Genomic DNA, 20102 nt, shown 5'->3' with positions numbered 1-20102 from the left:
ATGGCTGTCACCACGAAGGCATTCCCGGCGACCGTCGGCACGACCAGGGACCCCGGGCCGTCCAAGCGGCCGAACAAGTACCGCCAAGCGCTGCCGCAGTACGCGGCGGTCTCGCCGTTCTTCATCCTGTTCGCGGTGTTCGGCGCGTTCCCGGTGCTGTTCTCGATCTGGATCTCGTTCCATTCCTGGAACGGCATCGGCGCGATGAAATGGGTCGGGCTGCAGCAGTACAGCTACCTGCTCAGCGATCCGAAGTTCTGGCAGTCGATCGGCAACACGCTGATCATCTGGGTGCTGTCGACCGTGCCGATGCTGTTGCTGGCCCTGGTGATCGCCAACGCGCTGCACAACGCGACCCGGTTCCGCAGCTTCTACCGGATCGCCTACTTCATCCCCAACGTCACCTCGGTGGTCGCCGTCACGATGGTCTTCGGCTCGATCTTCAGCAACAACTTCGGCCTGCTGAACGCGTTCCTGCAGTCGATCGGGCTGACCAAGATCGAATGGCTGACCCAGCCGTGGGGGATCAAGGTCGCGATCGCCAGCATCGTCACCTGGCGCTGGGTCGGGTACAACGCGATCATCTTCCTGGCCGGCCTGCAGGCGATCCCCGGCGACGTCTACGAGGCGGCCAAGGTCGACGGCGCGTCGTCGCGGCAGACGTTCTGGCGGGTCACCGTGCCGCTGCTGCGCCCGGTGATCCTGTTCACCGCCGTCACGTCGACCATCGGCGGCCTGCAGATCTTCACCGAGTCCCAGGTGCTGGTCGGCGACACCGGCGGCCCGGGCGGCTCGGGGACGACGATCGTGTCGTACCTGTACCAGAGCGCGTTCCTGAACAACCAGTTCGGGTACGGCGCCGCCATCGGCTGGGCCCTCTTCATCCTGATCGTGTTGTTCAGCATCATCAACTGGCGGCTGATCGGCGGTAGTGACGAGCGGATCGCCCGCCGTGCCGCCCGCCGCACTGGAAGGGAGCAGGCCGATGCGCGCTGACCGGGCCCGGAACATCGTCAGCCACATGGTGCTGATGTTCGGCGTAGTGCTGTCGATCTTCCCCTTCTACTGGATGGTGGTGATGGCCTCCAACACCACCCCGGACATCTTCACCTACCCACCGAAGCTGCTGATCGGATCGCACCTGTTCGAGAACATGGGCAAGGTGCTCGACAACATCGACTTCTTCGGCTCGATGCTGATCACCGTGATCGTCGCGCTCGCGGTGACCGTGCTGGTGCTGTTCTTCGACTCGCTGGCCGCCTTCGCGTTCGCGAAGTACGAGTTCCCCGGCAGCAGATGGCTCTTCGGGCTGCTGCTGGCCACCTTCATGATCCCGGCCCAGCTGTCCCTGGTGCCGCAGTTCGTGACGCTGGCCGAGTTCGGCTGGATCGGATCGCTGAAGGCGCTGATCATCCCGGGCGCGGCGAACGCGTTCGGGATCTTCTGGATGCGCCAGTACGCCCGCGGCGCGATCCCCGACGAGCTCATCTCGGCGGCCAAGGTCGACGGCGCCGGCTTCTTCCGCCAGTACCTGACCGTCGGCATCCCGGTACTGCGGCCCGGCCTGGCGTTCCTGGGTATCTTCTCGTTCATCAACGTCTGGAACGATTACCTGTGGCCGTTGATCGTGATGACCGACCCGAACAAGCTGCCGCTCCAGGTCGCACTGCAGCAGCTGAACGGCATCTACGGCACCGACTACTCGATGGTGATGGCCGGCGCCCTGATGAGTGTCATTCCACTGATCGGCGTCTTCATCATCGGCGCCCGCTCCTTCATCGCCGACATCGCCGCCGGCGCCATGAAGTTCTGACCCCACAATCGAACGGGACTCCTCTTGACTGACACCACACTCCGCTGGGGAATCATCGGCACCGGGAACATCGCGTCCCGGTTCGCAAGCCAGGTGCCGACGTCGGCGGCCAACGCGGTCGTCGCCGTCGGTAGCCGGTCGATCGACTCGGCCAACGCCTTCGCGGACAAGTACGACATCACCAACCGGCACGGTTCGTACGACGATCTGCTCGCCGACCCGGACGTGGACGCGGTGTACGTCGCGACGCCACACCCGATGCACCCCGAGTGGGCGATCAAGGCCGCCGAGGCCGGCAAGCACGTGCTGTGCGAGAAGCCGCTCGCGATCAACAAGGCGTGGGCGGAGGCGATGATCGAGGCCGCCGTACGCAACGACGTCTTCCTGATGGAGGCGTACATGTACCGCTGCCTGCCGCAGACCAAGCTGGTCGCCCAGCTGGTCCGCGACGGCGAGCTCGGCACCGTCCACCAGATCCAGGCCACGTTCGCCTTCGCCGCCGGGTTCCGGCCGGAGAGCCGGATCTTCGCCGACGAGCTGGCCGGCGGCGGGATCCTCGACGTCGGCGGCTACCCGGTCTCGTACGCCCGGTTGATCGCCGGCGCCGCGACCGGGCAGCCGTACGCCGATCCGGCTGCGGTGACCGCGGTCGGTCACGTCGGCGAGACCGGCGCCGACGAATGGTCGGTGGCGACCCTGTTCTTCGACGGCGGGGTCACGGCCCAGGTCAGCACGGGCGTCCGGCTGACGGATCAGAACCAGGTCCGGATCTTCGGCAGCGAGGGCTACCTGGTCATCGAGGACCCGTGGTTCGGCGGCGACGGCAAACCGACCCACGTCACCCTGCACAAGGTGGGGGAGGAGCCGCGGGACATCTCCGCCGACCCCGCGCTCATCTACGCGGCCGAGGCCGAGGCGGTCGCCGCGGCGATCGAGCAGCGGCAGGCACCGGAGATGAGCTGGGCCGACACGCTCGGCAACCTGACCGTCCAGGACGCGTGGCGGGCGGCGATCGGGCAGCAGTACGCGAGCGAGCGGGACGACGCGATCATCCCGACCGCGACCGGACGGCCGCTCAAGCGTCGCGACGACGCACCGATGATCTATGGCAAGGTCGCCGGGCTGGACAAGCAGGTCTCCCGGCTCGTCATGGGCGTCGACAACCAGCAGACCCTCACCCACGCGGCCGCGATGTTCGACGACTTCGTCGAGCGCGGCGGTACGACGTTCGACACCGCGTACATCTACGGCGGTGGCCGCGGCGAGAAGCTGCTCGGCCAGTGGATCACGTCCCGTGGCAACCGCGACGAGATCGTTGTCATCGGCAAGGGTGCGCACACGCCGTACTGCGACCCCGCGTCGATCACCCGGCAGCTGGAGGAGAGCCTCGAGCGGCTGCAGACCGACCACGTCGACCTCTACCTGATGCACCGCGACAACGAAGAGATCCCGGTCGGCGAATTCGTCGACGTCATGGACGAGCACTTCAAGGCCGGCCGGATCAAGGCGTACGGCGGCTCGAACTGGTCCACCGCTCGCTTCGACGAGGCCAACGCGTACGCCGAGGCGAACGGCAAGCAGCCGTTCACCCTGCTGAGCAACCACCTCAGCCTCGCGCGGGCGTACGACGTACCGTGGGCCGGGTGTCGGCACGTGTCGGACGATGAGTCGCAGGCGTGGTTGCGGGAGCGGCAGGTCGCGTTGTTCCCATGGTCGAGCCAGGCGCGCGGGTTCTTCACCGGGCGGGCCAAGCCGGAGGACCGGTCGGACGAGGAGCTGGTGCGCTGCTTCTACTCCGACGAGAACTTCCGCCGGCTCGACCGGGCCCGGGAGCTCGCGGCGGCCAAGGGCGTCGAGCCGACCGCGATCGCGCTAGCCTGGCTGCTGCACCAGCCGTACCCGGTGTTCCCGCTGATCGGGCCGCGGCACATCAGCGAGACCAGGACGTCGCTGCCCGGTCTGTCAGTGACCCTGACGGACGAGGAAGTGGCCTACCTCACTGCGTGATCGAGCGGCTGTTGACCGAATTGGTCGTGCGTCGGCGCCCATGTAACATGGTCTGTCGGTGTCACGACCCTGAACACGGAGAATCATGTCTAAGAAGTGCGATGTTTGCGGCAAGCAGCCGACGTTCGGCAACAGCGTTGCCCGCCTGGGTAAGGGCGCGATGATCCGCCGGGTGAAGGCTCGCACGCCCCGGCGGTTCAACCCCAACATCCAGCCGGTCCGGGCGATCATCAAGGGCACGCCCACCAAGCTGAAGGTGTGCACGTCCTGCATCAAGGCCGGCAAGGTCCAGCGCGTCGTCGGCTGACCCCAGCTTTCACTCCGTTTAGGGCCTTGAAATAGGCGCCCGGGATCACCCGGGCGCCTATTTCGCGTCTTCTCAGTCGTTCGTGTCAGTGCTTTCGCGCCACCACGGTGATCTCGTTCCGGTTGTGATGCAGTTGCCGCGCGTGCAGTACGTCGTACCCCTGCCGCAGCACGTCCAGACCACGCCGGGCGCCGTCGAGCGGGTTCCTCCCGCCACCCTTCAGTGTCACGACCGCCAGGCCGCCGCGGCGCAGGTGGGCGGCCGCGTCGAGCATCATCCGGGCGCTCATCACCTGATCCATCCGCATGTCGTTCACCACGACGTCGAAGCCCACCCGGTTCCGGCGGAAGAACTCACCCGCCGTCGTCTGAACATGGTGGATGCGGCGGTCGGTGAGCAGCCGGGAATCGAGACCGCCGGGATCGACGGACCACACCTCCTGCCCGTGCTGCCGCAGGATCCGCGTCCACCCACCCGGCGAGGCGCCGAGATCCACGGCCTTCCCGCCGGCCGGCAACTCCAGCCCGAAGGTCGCGATCGCCTCCTCCAGCTTGAACTCCGACCGCGAGACCCGCTCGTCGGCCCGAGCCAACCGCATCCGCCCACCCGGCCAGTCCGACAAGCTGTCCGCGAGCCGGTTGAGGCCCAGGACGACAGCTCGGCGCCCGACGAAGCACGAGACGACGTACTCCTGATCGGAGCGGGTCACGGTCACGCCGCGATCGGTGAGCGCCTGCTCGATCCGGTGGTAGTAGGAACCACCAGTGCCCTCGCCGTCGGTCCAGGCCTGGACGGCGAGCGCCTTCGGGTACTCGGGCAACTCGCCCAGCACCAGCTCTGCCAGCTCGTAGTCGGGCGGCAGCTCCTCGAAGCTCCCGATCTCGACCGTCAGGTGCCGGACGAACATGATCCGTCCCACATCACAGGCCTGAGCCAGCTCGTGCACGGTGGGCCCGGTAACCCGGCCGATGTCCCCGCCGATCCGCTCGATCCGCACCTCCCGGCCGAACTCACCCCGGATCTCCCGCACGGCCCAGTCGTAACTGTCGGCCGCGACCGAGAACAAGACGCCGCTCACCCCCAAACCCTAGCCGTCGGCGTACCGAACGACTGGACGTAGTCGGGTACGTATACGCCCGCGCACGCCTGACGATGTGTGCCGGGAGCGGCAACTGAGGGACTACTACCCGTCCTTCGGTACGCATCCTCGCGGGACCGGTTAGCCTTCCGGGCGTGGAGGAACTGACCGTCGAGGTGTTGCGGGCCTGGGCTCGGACCGCGCTGGCCGAGTTGGGCCGGACGCGGACCGAGATCGACGAGCTGAACGTGTACCCGGTGCCCGACGGCGATACCGGGACCAACCTCTACCTGACCTGGGAGGCCGCCTGCGACGCGCTGCCCCGGGGTGAGCTGACCTTCGCCGAGGCGGTCCAGGCGTTCGGCCGCGGCGCCCTGCTCGGCGCCCGCGGCAACTCCGGCGTGATCACCTCCCAGCTCGTCCGGGCCTGCGGCCTCCGGCTCGCCGAGAACCTCCCGCGGGACCAGGGCGAGGGCGTCCTCGCGGATCCGCGCATGAGCGAGCCCGTCGCCTTCGCCGACGCGTTGAAGTACGCCGCCGACGCCGCCTACAGCGCGGTCGCGCAGCCGGTCGAGGGCACCATGCTGACGGTCGCCCGGGCCGCCGCGACCGGTGCGATGACGGCCGCGAACGACGGGAAGACGCTGGCCGACGTCTGCCTGGCCGCCGTGGCCTCGGCCCGGCAGGCGCTCACCAAGACCACCGAGCAGCTCGACGTACTGCGGCGTGCGGGCGTCGTGGACGCCGGGGGAGCGGGCCTGGTCGTGATCCTCGGCGCGATGGAGTCGGTGCTGACCGGACGGCTCGTACGGGTCGACGTACCGGCGCGGGTCCAGCCTCAGGGCGAAAGCGCCGAGAGCCAGGACGGACCGGCGTACGAGGTGATGTACCTGCTGGACGCGACGGACGACAAGATCGGCGACTTCCGGCAGAACCTGGCCGGGCTCGGCGACTCGGTCGTCGTGGTCGGCGGCGACGGGCTGTGGAACGTGCACGTCCACACCGACGACGTCGGCGCCGCGATCGAGCAGGGCATCGACATCGGCCGCCCGCACCGGATCCGGGTCACGCACTTCGCCGACCACGCGCACCACCACGAGCCGATCCCGGGCCGGGCGGTGATCGCGGTCGTCGCCGGCGACGGGCTCGCCGAGCTGTTCGCCGAGGCGGGGGCGCACATCATCAGGGGCGGTCCGGGCCGGCGGTGTTCGACCGGCGAGCTGCTGCAGGCGATCGAGAAGTCGAAGGCGCCGGAGATCGTGATCCTGCCCAACGACAACGACTCGATCGCGGTCGCCGAGGCCGCCGCGACCGCGGCCCGGCAGGACGGGATCCGGGTGGCCGTGATCCCGACCCGGGCCCAGGTGCAGGGCCTGGCGGCGATCGCCGTCCACGACCCGGAGCGCAGCTTCGACGACGCCGTCGTCCAGCTGTCCGCCGCGGCCGGCCAGACCCGGCACGGCGCGGTGACGATCGCGGTGAAGGACGCCTGGACGATGGCCGGCATGTGCCGGGTGGGCGACGCGCTGGGCGTGGTCGATGGCGACTTCGCGCTGATCACCGAGGATCTGGAGGCGGCCGCGTTCGGGGTGGTCGACCGGCTGCTCGGTGGCGGTGGCGAGCTGCTCACGATCGTCACCGGAAGCGGCGTCGCACCCGGTCTGGTCGACGCCGTGGAGCGGCACGTACGGCGGAACCGCAAAGATGTCGATGTCGTGGTGTACGACGGAGGGCAGGACAGGTACCCGTTGCTGATCGGGGTGGAATGAGAACCGACATGGACCGGAAGATCCGCGACTTCCTCGGTGCCAAGACGGCCAAGACCTTCGCGGACGTGCTCGAGATCGAGACCGTCGGCGAACTGCTGCGGCACTACCCGCGGCGCTATCTGAAGAAGGGTGAGCTGACCCCGTTCGACGAACTGGAGGTCGGCGACCAGGCGACCGTGAACGGCCGGGTCAAGAAGGTCACCGTCCGCTCGCTGGACACCAAGGCCGAGATCCCGATCACCGACGTGCAGAAGTGGGCCCGGCGCAAGACGCTGACCAAGGTCGTCGTGACGGATGGCCGGCGCGACCTGGAGCTGGCCTTCTTCAACCAGCCCTGGCTGGCGACCAAGCTGACGCCCGGGACCGCCGCCCTGTTCTGGGGCGAGGTGACGATGTTCCGCGACATCATGCAGCTGAAGAGCCCGGGCACCGAGATCCTCGACACCGACGACCTGTCCGAGGCCGAGATCGAGCGCCGGGCCCGGCCGTTCCGGCCGCTCTACCCGGCGACGGCGAAGTTGCCGACCGCAACGATCGAGCGGTCGGTGAAGATCGTGCTGGACAGTCTGGACGAGCAGCTCGACGACCCGATCCCGGAGCTCATCCAGCGCAAGGAGAAGCTGCTCGGCCTGCGCGAGGCCCTGCAGAAGGTGCACCTGCCGGACACCGAGAAGGACATCCGCGATGCGCAGCAGCGGTTCCGGTTCGAGGAAGCGCTGGTGATGCAGACGATCCTGGCCCAGCGACGGGCGGTCACCGACGCGCTGAACGCCGTACCGCGGCCGCGGACCGAGGGCGGCCTGCTGGACGAGTTCGACCAGCGGCTGCCGTTCAAGCTGACCGAAGGTCAGGCGGAGGTCGGTGAGGAGATCTTCGCCGACCTCGCCCGTGCGCACCCGATGCACCGGCTGCTGCAGGGTGAGGTCGGCTCCGGCAAGACCGTGGTCGCGCTGCGGGCGATGCTGTCGGTGGTCGACAACGGCGGCCAGGCGGTTTTGCTGGCACCGACCGAGGTGCTCGCGACCCAACACCACAAGACGCTGACCAAGATGCTTGGTGACCTGGCCGAGGCGGGGATGCTGGGTGGTGCGGAGCGGGCGACCAGGGTCGGTCTGCTCACTGGTTCGCTGAACGCGGCCGCCCGTCGTACGGCGATGCTGGACGCGGCCAGTGGCGCCGCCGGGATCGTGGTCGGGACGCACGCGTTGCTCGAGGACAAGGTCCAGTTCGCGGATCTCGGGCTCGTGGTGGTCGACGAGCAGCACCGGTTCGGCGTCGAGCAGCGGGCGGCGCTCAGCCAGAAGTCGGGGGAGAACACCCCACACGTGCTGGTGATGACGGCGACGCCGATCCCGCGGACCGTCGCGATGACGGTCTTCGGCGATCTCGCGGTCTCGACGCTGACCGAGTTGCCGGCCGGACGGTCGCCGATCCAGTCGTCGGTCGTCCCGGCTCAGCAGAAGCCGGACTGGCTCCAGCGGGCCTGGACCCGGGTTCGCGAGGAGGTCGGCAAGGGCCATCAGGCGTACGTCGTCTGCCCGCGGATCGGGGACGACGTGAAGAACGCGGGGGACGAGGAAGGCGAGTTCGTCCTGGGCGAGGAGGACAAGCCGCCCGCCGGACCCGGGTCGACGAAGCCGGCCCGCCCGCCGATCTCCGTGATGCAGGTGGCCGAGGCGCTGGGGGAGATCCTGCACGACCTGCGGGTCGAGATCCTGCACGGCCGGTTGCCGGCCGAGGAGAAGGACACCGTGATGTCGCGGTTCGCGGCCGGCGAGGTCGACGTGCTGATCGCGACCACGGTGATCGAGGTCGGGGTCGACGTACCGAACGCCTCGACGATGGTGATCATGGACGCGGACCGGTTCGGCATCTCGCAGCTGCACCAGCTGCGCGGCCGGGTCGGCCGGGGTCGTGTGCCGGGGCTGTGCCTGCTGGTCACCGACCTGTGGCCCAGTTCGAAGTCGTACGGGCGGTTGGATGCCGTGGCCTCGACCACGGACGGGTTCGAGTTGTCGCGGATCGACCTGGAGACACGGCGGGAGGGCGACGTACTCGGTGTGGCTCAGTCGGGCCGGCGGAGCAGTCTGAAGCTGCTCAGCGTGCTGCGGGACGAGGAGATCATCTTCACGGCCCGGCATGTCGCCAACTCGATCGTGTCGGTGGACGCGGAGCTGGCGGAGTACCCGACGCTGCGCGCGTTCGTGCGGAGTGCGCTGGAGTCCGAGACCACCGAGTACTTGGAGAAGACCTGATGCGGATCGTCGGTGGATCCGCGGGCGGGCGGCGGATCGGCGTACCGCCGGGGAGTGGGACACGCCCGACCGCGGATCGGGTCCGGGAGGCGCTGTTCTCGTCGCTGGAGTCGGAGTTCGGCAGCTTCCACGGGTTGGCGGTGCTCGACCTGTACGCCGGATCCGGGGCGATCGGGCTCGAGGCGCTGTCGCGAGGAGCCGCTCGCGTCGTGCTTGTCGAGTCTGACCGGAAGGCGGCAGAGGTGATCTCGGCCAACATCAAGGTCGTGGGGCTGCCGGGAGCGACGGTGCTCACGCGGCCGGTGGAGAAAGTCGCGTCGGGGGACAGCCCGGCGGTCTTCGATCTGGTCTTCGCGGATCCGCCGTACAAGCTGGAGACCTCCGAGCTGCAGGACGTGCTGACCGAGCTGGCCGCGAACGGGTGGCTCGCCGACGACGCGGTGGTTGTGGTCGAGCGTGGGAAGCGGGAGCCGTGGGAGTGGCCGGAGGGGTTCGCCGCGCTGCGGGATCGCAAGTACGGCGAGGCCCGCCTTTGGTACGGTCACCGCCATGGCCAAGGCGAGGGCAACGGGGTCACCGAATGAGTAAGGCTGTTTTCCCAGGGACCTTCGACCCGCCCACCAACGGGCATCTCGACATCATCGCCCGGGCGTCGGCCGCCTTCGGCGAGGTGATCGTCGCGGCCGGGGTGAACCAGTCGAAGTCGCGGCTGTTCGACCCCGACGAGCGGGTCGCGATGCTGACCGAGCTCGCCGAGCCGTTTCCGAACGTCCGGATCGGCACCTTCGACGGCCTGCTGGTCGACTACTGCCGGGCCGAGGGCGCCGGCGTGATCGTCAAGGGCCTGCGGTCGGCCGCGGATTACGACTACGAGCTGCAGATGGCCCAGCTCAACCACGCGATGACCGGGGTGGACACGATGTTCCTGCCGACCCGGTCGGAGAACGCTTTCATCTCGTCCAGCTGGGTGAAGGAGATCGCCCGGCTCGGCGGCGACGTGGCCGCCTTCGTGCCGCCGCGTGTTCACGCGCGGTTACTGGAAAAGCTCTGAAATCACCCCGAATTGGGCGAGCGGCTGCGGAGTTGGTAATGTAGAGCACCGGTCTCGACGAGACCGAGATCTTGCCTGCCCACGCCTGAAAGGGATGTCCTGAGCGTCTTGGACCCGCGGTCCCCCCTCGTGATCGATACGCACGAGCTGACACGCCGCGCCGGGTCCCAGCGCGAAGTCACCTTCACGGCACCGGCGCCGGCGGATCTCGGAATCGACGTGATCGGCGTCCCCGAGGGCGATCCGATCCAGTTCGATCTACGGCTGGAATCGGTTGTCGAAGGGGTTCTCGTCACCGGAACGGCGCGTGGCCGACTGGTCGGGGAGTGCGCGCGGTGCCTGGTCGATATCGAGGACGAGTTCCTCGCTGACGTCCAGGAGCTGTACGTCTACCCGGAAAGCGAAGCCGAACCGGACGAGGCCAGCCGGATGGAGGGCGATCTGATCGACCTCGAGCCGGCGCTGAGGGACCAGGTGGTGCTCGCGCTGCCGTTCCAGCCCTTGTGTACGGACGACTGTCCGGGTCTGTGCCCCGAGTGCGGGGTACGCCTGGCGGACGAGCCCGGCCACAAGCACGAGGACGGCGTCGACCCGCGCTGGGCGGCCCTCGGTAACCTGCTCCAGCAGGACGAACGACCGCAGGACAACTGAAGACCGAATACACGTCAGCTAGCCGGCCGGGTCAACCAGCCCCCGGCCGAACCGAGGAGTCATAACCGTGGCCGTTCCGAAGCGGAAGATGTCGCGCAGCAACACCCGCAGCCGCCGGGCCCAGTGGAAGACCACTGCCCCGTCGCTGGTGACCTGCGTGAACCCCGCCTGCCGCGCGAAGCACCTGCAGCACACCGTTTGCCCCAACTGCGGCCAGTACGGCGCCAAGGGCGAGCGTCGCCAGGTCGTCGAGAGCTAAGCGACACCTCACCCAGTGAATTCGGTCAACGAAACGGGGCTCTACGCCGAGCTGAACCAGCGGCTCGGCGTATCGCTGGCTGACGAACTACTGGAGCACGCCTTCACCCACCGTTCGTTCGCGTACGAGAACGGTGGGTTGCCGACCAACGAGCGGCTGGAGTTCCTCGGGGACTCCGTGCTCGGCGTCATCGTCACGGAGTCGCTGTTCCGCAACCATCCGGACCTGTCCGAGGGCCGGCTGGCCAAGCTGCGCGCCGCCGTGGTCAACATGCGCGCGCTCGCCGGGGTCGCCCGCGACCTCAAGCTCGGCAAGTATCTGCGGCTCGGCCGCGGCGAGGAGGCCACCGGCGGCCGGGACAAGTCGTCGATCCTGGCCGACTGCGTCGAGGCACTGATCGGCGCCGTCTACCTGGATCGTGGCTTCGAGACCGCCGGCCAGGTCGTGCACACGCTGTTCGACGACCTGATGGAGTCCTCGGCCCGGCTCGGTGCCGGCCTGGACTGGAAGACCTCCCTGCAGGAGCTCGTCGCCCAGCTCGGCGTCGGCGTACCCGAGTATGTGATCGCCGAGTCCGGGCCGGACCACGCCAAGACGTTCGAGGCGCGGGTCCGGATCGGCTCCGACACGTACGGTCACGGCATCGGCCGGAGCAAGAAGGAAGCCGAGCAGCAGGCCGCCGAAACCGCCTGGAAGGCGTTGCGCGCCGCGCACCCCGACAGCACCGACCCCTCGCAGTCCTGAGTGCCTGAACTTCCTGAAGTAGAGGTCGTGCGCCGGGGTCTGGCGGAGTTCACCACCGGCCGGACCATCGACGCGGTCGAGGTCCTGCATCCCCGCCCGGTACGGCGTCACGCCGCCGGGCCGGACGATTTCGTGGCGCGGCTCAAGGGCCAGGTGTTCACCGAGCCGGCGCGGCGCGGGAAGTACCTCTGGCTGCCGCTGGAATCCGGCGACGCGGTGCTGACCCACCTCGGTATGAGCGGTCAGTTCCGGGTCCAGCCGGTCGGCGCGCCGGACGAGCCACACCTGCGGGTCCGGTTCCGGTTCGCCGACGACGGCGGAGAGGTCCGGTTTGTGGACCAGCGGATGTTCGGTGGTCTGTCCTACTCCGAAGGCGGCGCGGAACTGCCGACGGAGATCGCCCATATCGCCCGCGATCCGTTCGATCCTCTGTTCGACCCGGAGGCGGTCGGGGCCGCGATCCGGCGCCGCAAGACCGGCCTGAAGCGGGCCTTGCTGGACCAGACGGTGATCAGCGGAGTGGGCAATATCTACGCGGACGAAGCGTTGTGGCGCGCCAGGCTGCACTACGCCCGGGCCACAGAAACGCTGAAACCCTTACAAACAAGGGAGATCGTCCGGCATGCCCACGAGGTGATGGCCGAGGCGCTGGACGTCGGCGGGACCAGCTTCGACGCGCTGTATGTCAACGTGAACGGGGAATCCGGCTACTTCGAGCGCGGCCTGAACGTCTATGGGCAAGAGGGTTCGCCGTGTCCGCGCGACGGGCGGCCGATTCGTCGGGAGCCGTTCATGAACCGTTCGTCGTACCGGTGCCCGAAATGTCAGCCGGTCCCTCGCCATGTTCGCTGGTGAGCGGGGTATCGTTAATAAACGTGGCCCAGGTTGACCGTCGGCCCCGCCGGTGTCACCCTGAAAGACGGCACACATTTTCGGCGCTCCGTTCGTGACCAGGACTCAGGAGCGCACCCGGCCAGAACCTTCCGGAGGACAGCACAATGGCCAAGGCTCTTCTAGGGCACCTTGGAGGCACTGACCCGCGCATGCTCGAGCAGGTTCGTCTGCTCAACCGGCGTGTCGCCGATCTGGAGGCGCACGTGATGCGTCTGCAGGCAGAGAACGACCACCTCGTCGCACAGGTCCATGAGGGCCGGCTGCTCACCGTCGACGAGGCTCTGCGCGCCCCCGCTTCGGTCTGAGGACCCGAGCCGCGACAACAGAGTTCCATCTCTACCGTCCGCACTACCACGGCGGTGGCCCCCGTCCGGGCCCCCGCCGGTTCTATGTCCAGCTTCTGTGCCCTTCGTCGGCCGTTCACGGTCGGCCTCCCTCGATTCGCAGGCAGGTCTTTGTAGACTGCGAAGCGGAACTACTTCCCCGGGTAGCGGCAGCGTCACGAGCAGTACTGGCGTCATGTGCAGTTATGGCGGTTCCTTCGGTATCGTCTGTCCTTTCACGGGTTGGAGAGCTTCGCTTTGTACCTGAAGAGCATGACGCTCCGAGGCTTCAAGTCGTTCGCGTCGGCCACGACGATGAACTTCGAGCCGGGCATCACGTGCATCGTCGGCCCGAACGGCTCCGGTAAGTCCAACGTCGTCGACGCCCTCGCCTGGGTGATGGGCGAGCAGGGCGCCAAGTCGCTGCGCGGCGGCAAGATGGAGGACGTCATCTTCGCCGGCACCTCCGGCCGCGCCCCGCTGGGCCGCGCCGAGGTGGTGCTCACCATCGACAACACCGACGGCGCGCTGCCGATCGAGTACGCCGAGGTGACGATCAGCCGGACGATGTTCCGCAACGGCGGGTCCGACTACCAGATCAACGGCCAGAACTGCCGGCTGCTCGACGTCCAGGAACTGCTCAGCGACTCCGGTATCGGCCGCGAGATGCACGTCATCGTCGGCCAGGGCCAGCTCGACTCGATCCTGCGCGCCACGCCGGAAGGCCGGCGCGGGTTCGTCGAGGAGGCCGCCGGTGTCCTGAAGCACCGCAAGCGCAAGGAAAAGGCGATCCGGAAGCTGGAGGCCACCGAGGGCAACCTGCACCGCCTCGGCGACCTGATCACCGAGATCCGCCGTCAGTTGAAGCCGCTCGGGCGCCAGGCAGAAGTTGCACGGCGCGCGGTGACGATCCAGGCGGAGGTTCGGGACGGCCGGGCCCGGCTGCTCGCCGACGACATCGTCCAGGCCCAGTCCGCCCTCGAGGCGGAGCTTCGCGATGAGGCTGCGCTGACCCAGCGCCGGACCGAGACCGAGGCGAAGCTGCGCGAGGCCCGCGAGCTGGAGGCCGAGCTCGAGGACGCCCTGCGCGAGGACGCTCCGGCACTCCAGGCCGCGCAGGACACTTGGTACCAGCTGTCCGGCTTCAGCGAGCGGATCAAGGGCACGGCGCGGATCGCGGCGGACCGGATCCGGTCGCTGAACGACGAGGCCGAGGAGCCGCGCCCGGGACGCGACCCGGAGGAGCTCGAGCTGGAGGCCGCCCGGGTCCGCGAGACCGAGGCGCAGATCGAGGCCGAGGTCGAGGCCCACTCCGAGCTGCTTGCCGAGGCCGTCGAGCGCCGCCAGCAGCTCGAATCTCAGGAGGCCGAGGAGGAGCGCCGGATCTCCGCGCTGATCCGGGCCGCCGCCGACCGCCGCGAGGGCCTGGCCCGACTGACCGGCCAGGTGAACGCGCTGAAGAGCCGCGCGGCCGCCGCCGAGTCCGAGATCGGCCGTCTCGCCAGCAACATGCGCGAGGCCGAGGCCCGCGCGGGCAAGGCGCAGCATGACTTCACCGCGCTGGAGACCCAGGTCGCTGGGCTGGACGCCGGTGAGAAGGGGCTCGACGACCAGTACGAGGCCGCACAGGCGGTCCTCGACGAGTTGGACGAGCGCCTGGCCAAGGTACGGGCCGAGGAGCGCGACGCCGAGCGCGAGCGCACCGGTCTGTCCGCGCGCAAGGAAGCGCTGGAGCTCGGTCTGAACCGCAAGGACGGCGCCGGCGCCCTGCTGGCCGCCTCCGAGCAGGTGAACGGCCTGATGGGTTCCGTGGCCGCCCTGCTGAGCGTGCGGTCCGGGTACGAGACAGCCATCGCGGCCGCTCTCGGCGAGGCCGCCGACGCGGTGGCAGTGACGCACACCGAGGCCGCGCTGCAGGCTGTCGGGCACCTGAAGCAGCACGATCTCGGCCGAGCCGGGATGCTCCTCGGTGACGCCCCGGCCGACGACTACGCGATGTGGCCGCCGCTGCCGTACGGCGCGTCGTACGCCGTGGATGTCGTGGACTGCCCTGAGACCCTGCGGCCCGCCTTGCGGCGGCTGCTGCGCAAGGTCGCCGTGGTGGACGACGTACCCGCCGCTCGTTCGCTCCTGCGGAACCTTCCCGACATCACCTGCACCACCCGCGGTGGCGACGTACTCGGGGCGCACTTCGCGTACGGCGGTTCGGACGCGGCACCGAGCCTGATCGAGGTGCAGTCCGCGGTCGACGAGGCCGCGGAGAAGCTGACCGAGGCGACCGCGCGGAGCGAGCGGCTTCGGTTCGAGCTGGCGGCGCTGGAGGACGAGCGGGCCCGGCAGAAGGAGTCCGTCGAGATCACGCTGGCCCGGCTGCACGAGTCGGACGCGGCGATGGCGGCGGTGGCCGAGCAGTTGGCGCACTTCGGGTCGCTGGCGAAGGCGTCCCGCGGCGAGGCGCAGCGGATGGCCGAGGCGATCGCGGCGGCCGAGGAGGAGCGCGACCGGAACCTGTCCGGCCTGGCCGAGCTGGAAGAGCGGCTGATCGACGCGGAGGCGTTCGACGACGACGGCGACGAGGCGGACACGTCGGAGCGCGACAGGCTGGCCGAGGCGGCCAAGGCGGGCCGGGCGGCCGAGATGGAGGCGCGGCTCGCGCTGCGGACCACCGAGGAGCGGGCCCGGGCACTGTCCGGCCGGGCCGACTCGCTGGAGCGCGCGGCGCGGCAGGAGCGTGAGGCGCGAGCCCGGGCGATCGCACGGGCGGCACGGCGTGCTCGCCAGGCGGAGGCGGCCCAGGCCGTCCATCTGGCCGCTGGGCACGTGCTGGCCCGGCTGGAGTCCTCGCTGCAGCAGGCTGCGACCGAGCGGTCGGCGATCCAGGCGCAGCGGGCGGACCGCGAGCAGGCCCTGGCGCAGGCCCGGTCCGCGACGCGGAACCTGAGCTCCGACCTGGAGCAGCTGACCAACACCGTGCACCGGGACGCGCTGGCGCGGGCCGAGCAGAAGATGCGGCTCGAGCAGCTGTACGAGAAGGCGCTCGGCGAGATCGGCATCGAGGTCGACGCCCTGGTCGCGGAGTACGGGCCGGATCAGCTGGTGCCGCCGCTGCCGAAGGAGGGCGACGACGACACGCTCGAGCTCGAGGGTGAGCCGTTCAACCGGACCAAGGTCGAGAAGCGGCTCAAGCAGGCCGAGCGCGCGCTCAACCAGCTCGGGCGGATCAACCCGCTCGCGCTGGAGGAGTTCGAGGCGATGGAGGAGCGGCACCGGTTCCTGTCCGAGCAGCTGGAGGACCTGCGCAAGTCCCGGCGTGACCTGATGGACATCGTCAAGGAGGTCGACGAGCGGGTCGAGCAGGTCTTCACCGAGGCCTACCGCGACGTCGAGGTCGCCTTCGAGCACGTCTTCAGCCGGCTGTTCCCGGGTGGTGAGGGCCGGCTCGTGCTGACCGATCCGGACGACATGCTCGGCACCGGCATCGACGTCGAGGCGCGCCCGCCGGGCAAGAAGGTGAAGCGGCTGTCGCTGCTGTCCGGTGGCGAGCGCTCGCTGGTCGCGGTCGCGTTCCTGGTCGCCCTGTTCAAGGCGCGTCCGTCGCCGTTCTACATCCTCGACGAGGTCGAGGCGGCGCTCGACGACACCAACCTCGGCCGCCTGCTGGAGCTCTACGAGGAGCTCCGAGAGAACAGCCAGCTCCTGGTCATCACCCACCAGAAGCGCACCATGGAGGTCGCGGACGCCCTCTACGGCGTCACCATGCGCGGCGACGGCGTCTCGTCCGTCATCTCCCAGCGAATCCGCGAACCCGAACCGGTGTAGTTTCAGCAGGTGTAGCGAGCTGTGTCCCATGGGGCTACGCTGGAGGGTATGAAGATCATCACCCAGCGGGAGTTCCGCAATCACTCCGCCGCAGTGATGGACGCTGTCGAGGCGGGGGAGACGTATCACATCACCCGGAACGGCGCCGAGGTTGCCGAGTTGCGCCCCTTGCACAGGCGGCGGCGGTTGAGTGCCCAGGAGTTGGTCGCTCGGCATCGTCGGCTGCCTCGGGTTGACGCCGCGTTGATGCGCCAGGAGGCGGACGAGTTCTTCGGTACCGAGGACAGGGTGGGCGACGACGACGCTTGGGAGCGCAGCGATGGCTGAGACGTCGGCATCCGGGGTGCTGGACACCTGCGCGTACATCGATCTCGGCCTGATCGCCCCTGACGCACTGCCGGAGTATCCCGAGCTCACCGCGGTGACCCTCGCGGAGTTGCATCAGGGTGTATCGATGGCGAAGGATGCGGCCACGAGGGCCGCGCGGACCGAGGTGCTGGGCGCTGCTGTGTCCGACTTCGAGCCGCTGCCGTTCGACGGCGATGCCGCGGCTCGCTATGGCACGTTGGTGGCACTGGTGATCGCGGCCGGCCGTGATCCGCGGCCGCGGCGAATGGATTTGATGATCGCAGCCATCGCCTCGAGCCAGAACCTGCCGCTGTACACACGCAACGCGGCGGACTTCAAGGGACTCGACAGCGTGCTGACCGTCCAGGCGATTTGATCCTCGGGCTCTTGCGTGATCCAGTACGCCGCCAAGCTCGGGCTGCGCGTGGTCGCGATCGCGCGGGGCGAGGACAAGCGTGAGCTCACGCTTCCGGATGGTCCTGACCACGGGCGCCTGACCACCGTCCCGGTCGGCGCCATGCTTGCCTCGGGCAAGTATCAGGCGGTGATCGTCATCGAGGCGAGCTGGTCGGCCTGGACGTCGAAGGCGAAGTGGGACGGGCCGTTGAAGCCGTCGCCGCCGACCTGGGTGAGGATCGTGAGCGGGTTGCCCGGGGTGGAGACCTCGGTGCCGGTGAAGGTGGCCCGCTTCCCGATCAGCTCGTTCTCGCTCCAGGCGCGGATCCGGTCGTGACCGCGGAACTGGCGGCCCCAGTCGTCGACGTAGCCGTCGGCGGCGAAGGCCGCCACGAACGCGTCGTTGTCCTGCTCGTCGATCGCGGTGAGCGCGCGCCGGACCGCGGCCGGGATCTCTTGGCTCATAGCTCCAGACGATATCCCTCCCGGTTGAACCGATCGCCGGTTCCGCACGTGTGCGGGGTGACGATGAGTCAATCAGGAGGATCTGATGAGGCGACTGGGGAGTGTGATCGGTGTGATGGCGCTCAGCCTGGCCGGGCTGACCGCCTGCGGTGGCAGCAACGACTCGAGCTCGGGCTCCGGTGCGAGTTCGGCGCCGGCTGCCAGCCAGGCCGCGGGCGGGGAGGCGAAGCTGGCGACGGCCGACGTCAGCGGGCTCGGCAAGGTCGTTGTCGACGGCAACGGGCGGACCGTGTACGTCTTCGACAAGGACACCTCCGGCAAGTCGAACTGCGAGGGTGGCTGCCTGGCCATGTGGCGGGCCGTGACAGCCGGTGACGGGACTCCGCAGCTGGACGGCATCAACGCGTCCATGGTCAGCACGATCACCAGGTCCGACGGCAGCAAGCAGTTAGCGATCGGGGGGCTGCCGCTGTATCTGTTCGCGAGTGACGCCAAAGCCGGTGACGCCAAGGGCCAAGCGTTCGGCGGCATCTGGTGGGTGGTGGGCGCGGACGGCAAGAAGGTCACCACCCAGCCGTCCAGCTCCGGCAATGGCAACGGCTACTGAGAGCCTCGGGTGGATCCCCGCCATTGCCAACGGCGGGGAATCCCCTATCGTACGGACGGTGGGTGACTACCCGGGGCCGGACGCTGCCGAGACGCTGATCCGTACCCTGTACGCCGAACACGGGCGCAGCCTGCTGGCGTATGCGACCCGTCTCACCGGTGACAGGGCCGCGGCGGAGGACGTCGTCCAGGAGACTCTGGTCCGGGCGTGGAAGCACGCCGGCGACCTGACCGAGGGCAAGGGATCGGTGCGCGGCTGGTTGCTGACGGTGGCGCGGAACATCGTCACCGACCGGGCCAGGGCCCGAGCGGTGCGGCCGGCCGAGGTGGCGGACGTGGAGGACCGGCCGCCGGTGGAAAGTGATCACTCCGAGTCGGTCGTGAACACCATGGTGGTGCTGGAGGCACTGGACAAGGTGTCACCGGAGCACCGCGAGGTGCTGGTGCAGTTGTACTACCGCGGCCGGTCGGTGGCCGAAGCCGCGAAGGAACTAGGCGTCCCGCCGGGTACCGTGAAATCGAGATCGCATTACGCCCTCCGCGCTCTGCGCGCGGTGATGGCAGGACAGGAAACGGAGGTGGCCCGATGAGTGAGCACGACCGTACGCAACTGGGCGCCTACGCCCTGGGTGCGCTGGAGCCGGCCGAGATCCAGGACGTCGACGAGCACCTGGCAACCTGCGCCGAGTGCCGGGCCGAGCTGGCCGAGCTCGAGGAGATGAAGGACTACCTTGGCGAGGTGCCGCCGGAGGCCTTCCTGGAGGGCCCGCCCGAGGGTGGCGACCTCCTGCTGCAGCGCACGCTGCGGGAAGTGCGGGAGCTGACTCCCGAACCTGTTCAGGCGCCGGCTCCGGTCAAGCGGCGGTCCCGCTGGCTGCTGGTCGCCGCCGCGCTGTTCCTGGTGGCCGGTGCGCTCGGCGGAGGCGTAGCCCTCGGCCGTTCGAGTGTGCCGCAGGCCGATGAGCCCGCGGCGGGCTACAAGGAAGTCACAGCGACCGACACCAACACCGGTACGACGATGGCGACGACTGTGGAGCCACGGGCCGGGTGGAGCTGGATCCGGGTGAACATCAAGGGCCTGAAGGCCGGGGCCGAGTGCCAGATGCTCGTCACCGACGCAACCGGCAAGTCCTGGGTCGCAGGCAGCTGGGTGGTGTCCCCGAAGGCAGCCCGCGACGGCAGCGTCTTCGGCGGCGGAGTCCTGGTGCCACTCGACCAGGTGCGTTCAGTGGAGATCAAGACCATCCAGGGCGAGCACGTGGTCACCGCGACCGTCTGAGTCGTCAAACTCGGTTGCGGGGCGCGGGAGGATGGAGC

Annotated in this window: 21 protein-coding genes; 19 read left to right on the top strand and 2 right to left on the bottom strand. The window is 69.0% G+C overall.

Going from position 1 to position 20102, the window contains the following annotated elements; translation table 11 throughout:
- The 4 genes from OG555_RS42020 (at window position 1) to rpmB (ending at window position 4127) form a co-directional block, all read left to right on the top strand.
- The gene (locus tag OG555_RS42020; protein WP_329479657.1) at window positions 1-996 is read left to right on the top strand and encodes a carbohydrate ABC transporter permease; all 996 of its coding nucleotides are present in this window, start codon (window positions 1-3) and stop codon (window positions 994-996) included.
- On the top strand, window positions 986-1813 hold the full coding sequence (locus tag OG555_RS42015; protein ID WP_329479655.1) for a carbohydrate ABC transporter permease: 828 nt from the start codon (window positions 986-988) through the stop codon (window positions 1811-1813). The genes OG555_RS42020 and OG555_RS42015 overlap by 11 nt, the downstream gene beginning before the upstream one ends.
- Window positions 1814-1837: 24 nt before the next feature.
- The gene (locus OG555_RS42010; protein ID WP_329479653.1) at window positions 1838-3820 is read left to right on the top strand and encodes an aldo/keto reductase; all 1983 of its coding nucleotides are present in this window, start codon (window positions 1838-1840) and stop codon (window positions 3818-3820) included.
- Window positions 3821-3905: 85 nt separating this feature from the next.
- A complete protein-coding gene (gene rpmB / locus OG555_RS42005) occupies window positions 3906-4127 on the top strand; it encodes a 50S ribosomal protein L28 (protein ID WP_134124328.1) in 222 nt (73 codons plus the stop codon).
- 85 nt (window positions 4128-4212) lie between these two features.
- Here rpmB and OG555_RS42000 read toward each other — a convergent pair whose 3' ends face one another.
- Window positions 4213-5205, bottom strand: coding sequence for an SAM-dependent methyltransferase (locus OG555_RS42000; RefSeq protein WP_329479651.1), 993 nt, complete (start codon window positions 5203-5205; stop codon window positions 4213-4215).
- A gap of 155 nt (window positions 5206-5360) precedes the next feature.
- On the opposite strand from OG555_RS42000, the gene OG555_RS41995 reads away from it, so the two are divergent.
- The 12 genes from OG555_RS41995 to OG555_RS41940 all read left to right on the top strand — a co-directional run bounded on the left by OG555_RS41995 (window position 5361) and on the right by OG555_RS41940 (window position 17694).
- Entirely contained in the window at window positions 5361-6974 is a 1614-nt protein-coding gene (locus OG555_RS41995) for a DAK2 domain-containing protein (RefSeq protein WP_329479649.1), read from the top strand.
- Window positions 6971-9229 (top strand): ATP-dependent DNA helicase RecG, encoded by a 2259-nt coding sequence (gene recG / locus OG555_RS41990; RefSeq protein WP_442914472.1) that lies wholly within the window; start codon window positions 6971-6973, stop codon window positions 9227-9229. Before OG555_RS41995 ends, recG begins: the two co-directional genes overlap by 4 nt.
- A complete protein-coding gene (gene rsmD / locus OG555_RS41985; protein ID WP_329479645.1) occupies window positions 9229-9813 on the top strand; it encodes a 16S rRNA (guanine(966)-N(2))-methyltransferase RsmD in 585 nt (194 codons plus the stop codon). The genes recG and rsmD overlap by 1 nt, the downstream gene beginning before the upstream one ends.
- The gene (coaD, locus tag OG555_RS41980; protein WP_329479643.1) at window positions 9810-10280 is read left to right on the top strand and encodes a pantetheine-phosphate adenylyltransferase; all 471 of its coding nucleotides are present in this window, start codon (window positions 9810-9812) and stop codon (window positions 10278-10280) included. The genes rsmD and coaD overlap by 4 nt, the downstream gene beginning before the upstream one ends.
- A 129-nt stretch (window positions 10281-10409) precedes the next feature.
- On the top strand, window positions 10410-10931 hold the full coding sequence (locus OG555_RS41975; protein WP_329479641.1) for a YceD family protein: 522 nt from the start codon (window positions 10410-10412) through the stop codon (window positions 10929-10931).
- A gap of 67 nt (window positions 10932-10998) precedes the next feature.
- Window positions 10999-11190: a 50S ribosomal protein L32 gene (rpmF, locus tag OG555_RS41970; protein ID WP_130387616.1), complete on the top strand. Its 192-nt coding sequence runs from the start codon at window positions 10999-11001 to the stop codon at window positions 11188-11190.
- Between the two features lie 15 nt (window positions 11191-11205).
- Window positions 11206-11934 (top strand): ribonuclease III, encoded by a 729-nt coding sequence (gene rnc, locus OG555_RS41965; protein WP_329479639.1) that lies wholly within the window; start codon window positions 11206-11208, stop codon window positions 11932-11934.
- Complete coding sequence (mutM, locus tag OG555_RS41960; RefSeq protein ID WP_329479637.1) at window positions 11935-12789, top strand: bifunctional DNA-formamidopyrimidine glycosylase/DNA-(apurinic or apyrimidinic site) lyase; 855 nt, start codon at window positions 11935-11937, stop codon at window positions 12787-12789.
- 188 nt (window positions 12790-12977) lie between these two features.
- The gene (locus OG555_RS41955; protein ID WP_233712037.1) at window positions 12978-13133 is read left to right on the top strand and encodes a hypothetical protein; all 156 of its coding nucleotides are present in this window, start codon (window positions 12978-12980) and stop codon (window positions 13131-13133) included.
- Window positions 13134-13409: 276 nt separating this feature from the next.
- Window positions 13410-16970, top strand: a complete 3561-nt coding sequence (gene smc, locus OG555_RS41950) for a chromosome segregation protein SMC (RefSeq protein WP_329484941.1) — start codon at window positions 13410-13412, stop codon at window positions 16968-16970.
- A gap of 48 nt (window positions 16971-17018) precedes the next feature.
- Window positions 17019-17297: a type II toxin-antitoxin system Phd/YefM family antitoxin gene (locus OG555_RS41945; RefSeq protein WP_329479635.1), complete on the top strand. Its 279-nt coding sequence runs from the start codon at window positions 17019-17021 to the stop codon at window positions 17295-17297.
- Window positions 17290-17694, top strand: a complete 405-nt coding sequence (locus OG555_RS41940; protein WP_329479633.1) for a type II toxin-antitoxin system VapC family toxin — start codon at window positions 17290-17292, stop codon at window positions 17692-17694. Before OG555_RS41945 ends, OG555_RS41940 begins: the two co-directional genes overlap by 8 nt.
- Before the next feature lie 161 nt (window positions 17695-17855).
- Here the strand turns inward: OG555_RS41940 and OG555_RS41935 are convergent, their stop codons facing one another.
- Window positions 17856-18179, bottom strand: a complete 324-nt coding sequence (locus OG555_RS41935) for a nuclear transport factor 2 family protein (RefSeq protein WP_329479631.1) — start codon at window positions 18177-18179, stop codon at window positions 17856-17858.
- An 85-nt stretch (window positions 18180-18264) separates the two neighbouring features.
- Here OG555_RS41935 and OG555_RS41930 point away from each other — a divergent pair, with 85 nt between their 5' ends.
- Genes OG555_RS41930 through OG555_RS41920 form a run of 3 tightly spaced genes read left to right on the top strand, consistent with a single transcriptional unit; the run spans window position 18265 to window position 20064 of the window.
- The gene (locus OG555_RS41930; RefSeq protein ID WP_329479629.1) at window positions 18265-18786 is read left to right on the top strand and encodes a COG4315 family predicted lipoprotein; all 522 of its coding nucleotides are present in this window, start codon (window positions 18265-18267) and stop codon (window positions 18784-18786) included.
- A gap of 58 nt (window positions 18787-18844) precedes the next feature.
- Entirely contained in the window at window positions 18845-19375 is a 531-nt protein-coding gene (locus OG555_RS41925; RefSeq protein ID WP_442914471.1) for a sigma-70 family RNA polymerase sigma factor, read from the top strand.
- The gene (locus OG555_RS41920; RefSeq protein ID WP_329479627.1) at window positions 19372-20064 is read left to right on the top strand and encodes an anti-sigma factor family protein; all 693 of its coding nucleotides are present in this window, start codon (window positions 19372-19374) and stop codon (window positions 20062-20064) included. The genes OG555_RS41925 and OG555_RS41920 overlap by 4 nt, the downstream gene beginning before the upstream one ends.
- The last annotated feature ends 38 nt before the right edge of the window (window positions 20065-20102 follow it).

The organism is Kribbella sp. NBC_01484 (assembly GCF_036227145.1).
Lineage (GTDB): Bacteria > Actinomycetota > Actinomycetes > Propionibacteriales > Kribbellaceae > Kribbella.
Note: the sequence above shows the minus strand (reverse complement) of the source record. Positions and strands in the feature narration are given on the sequence as shown.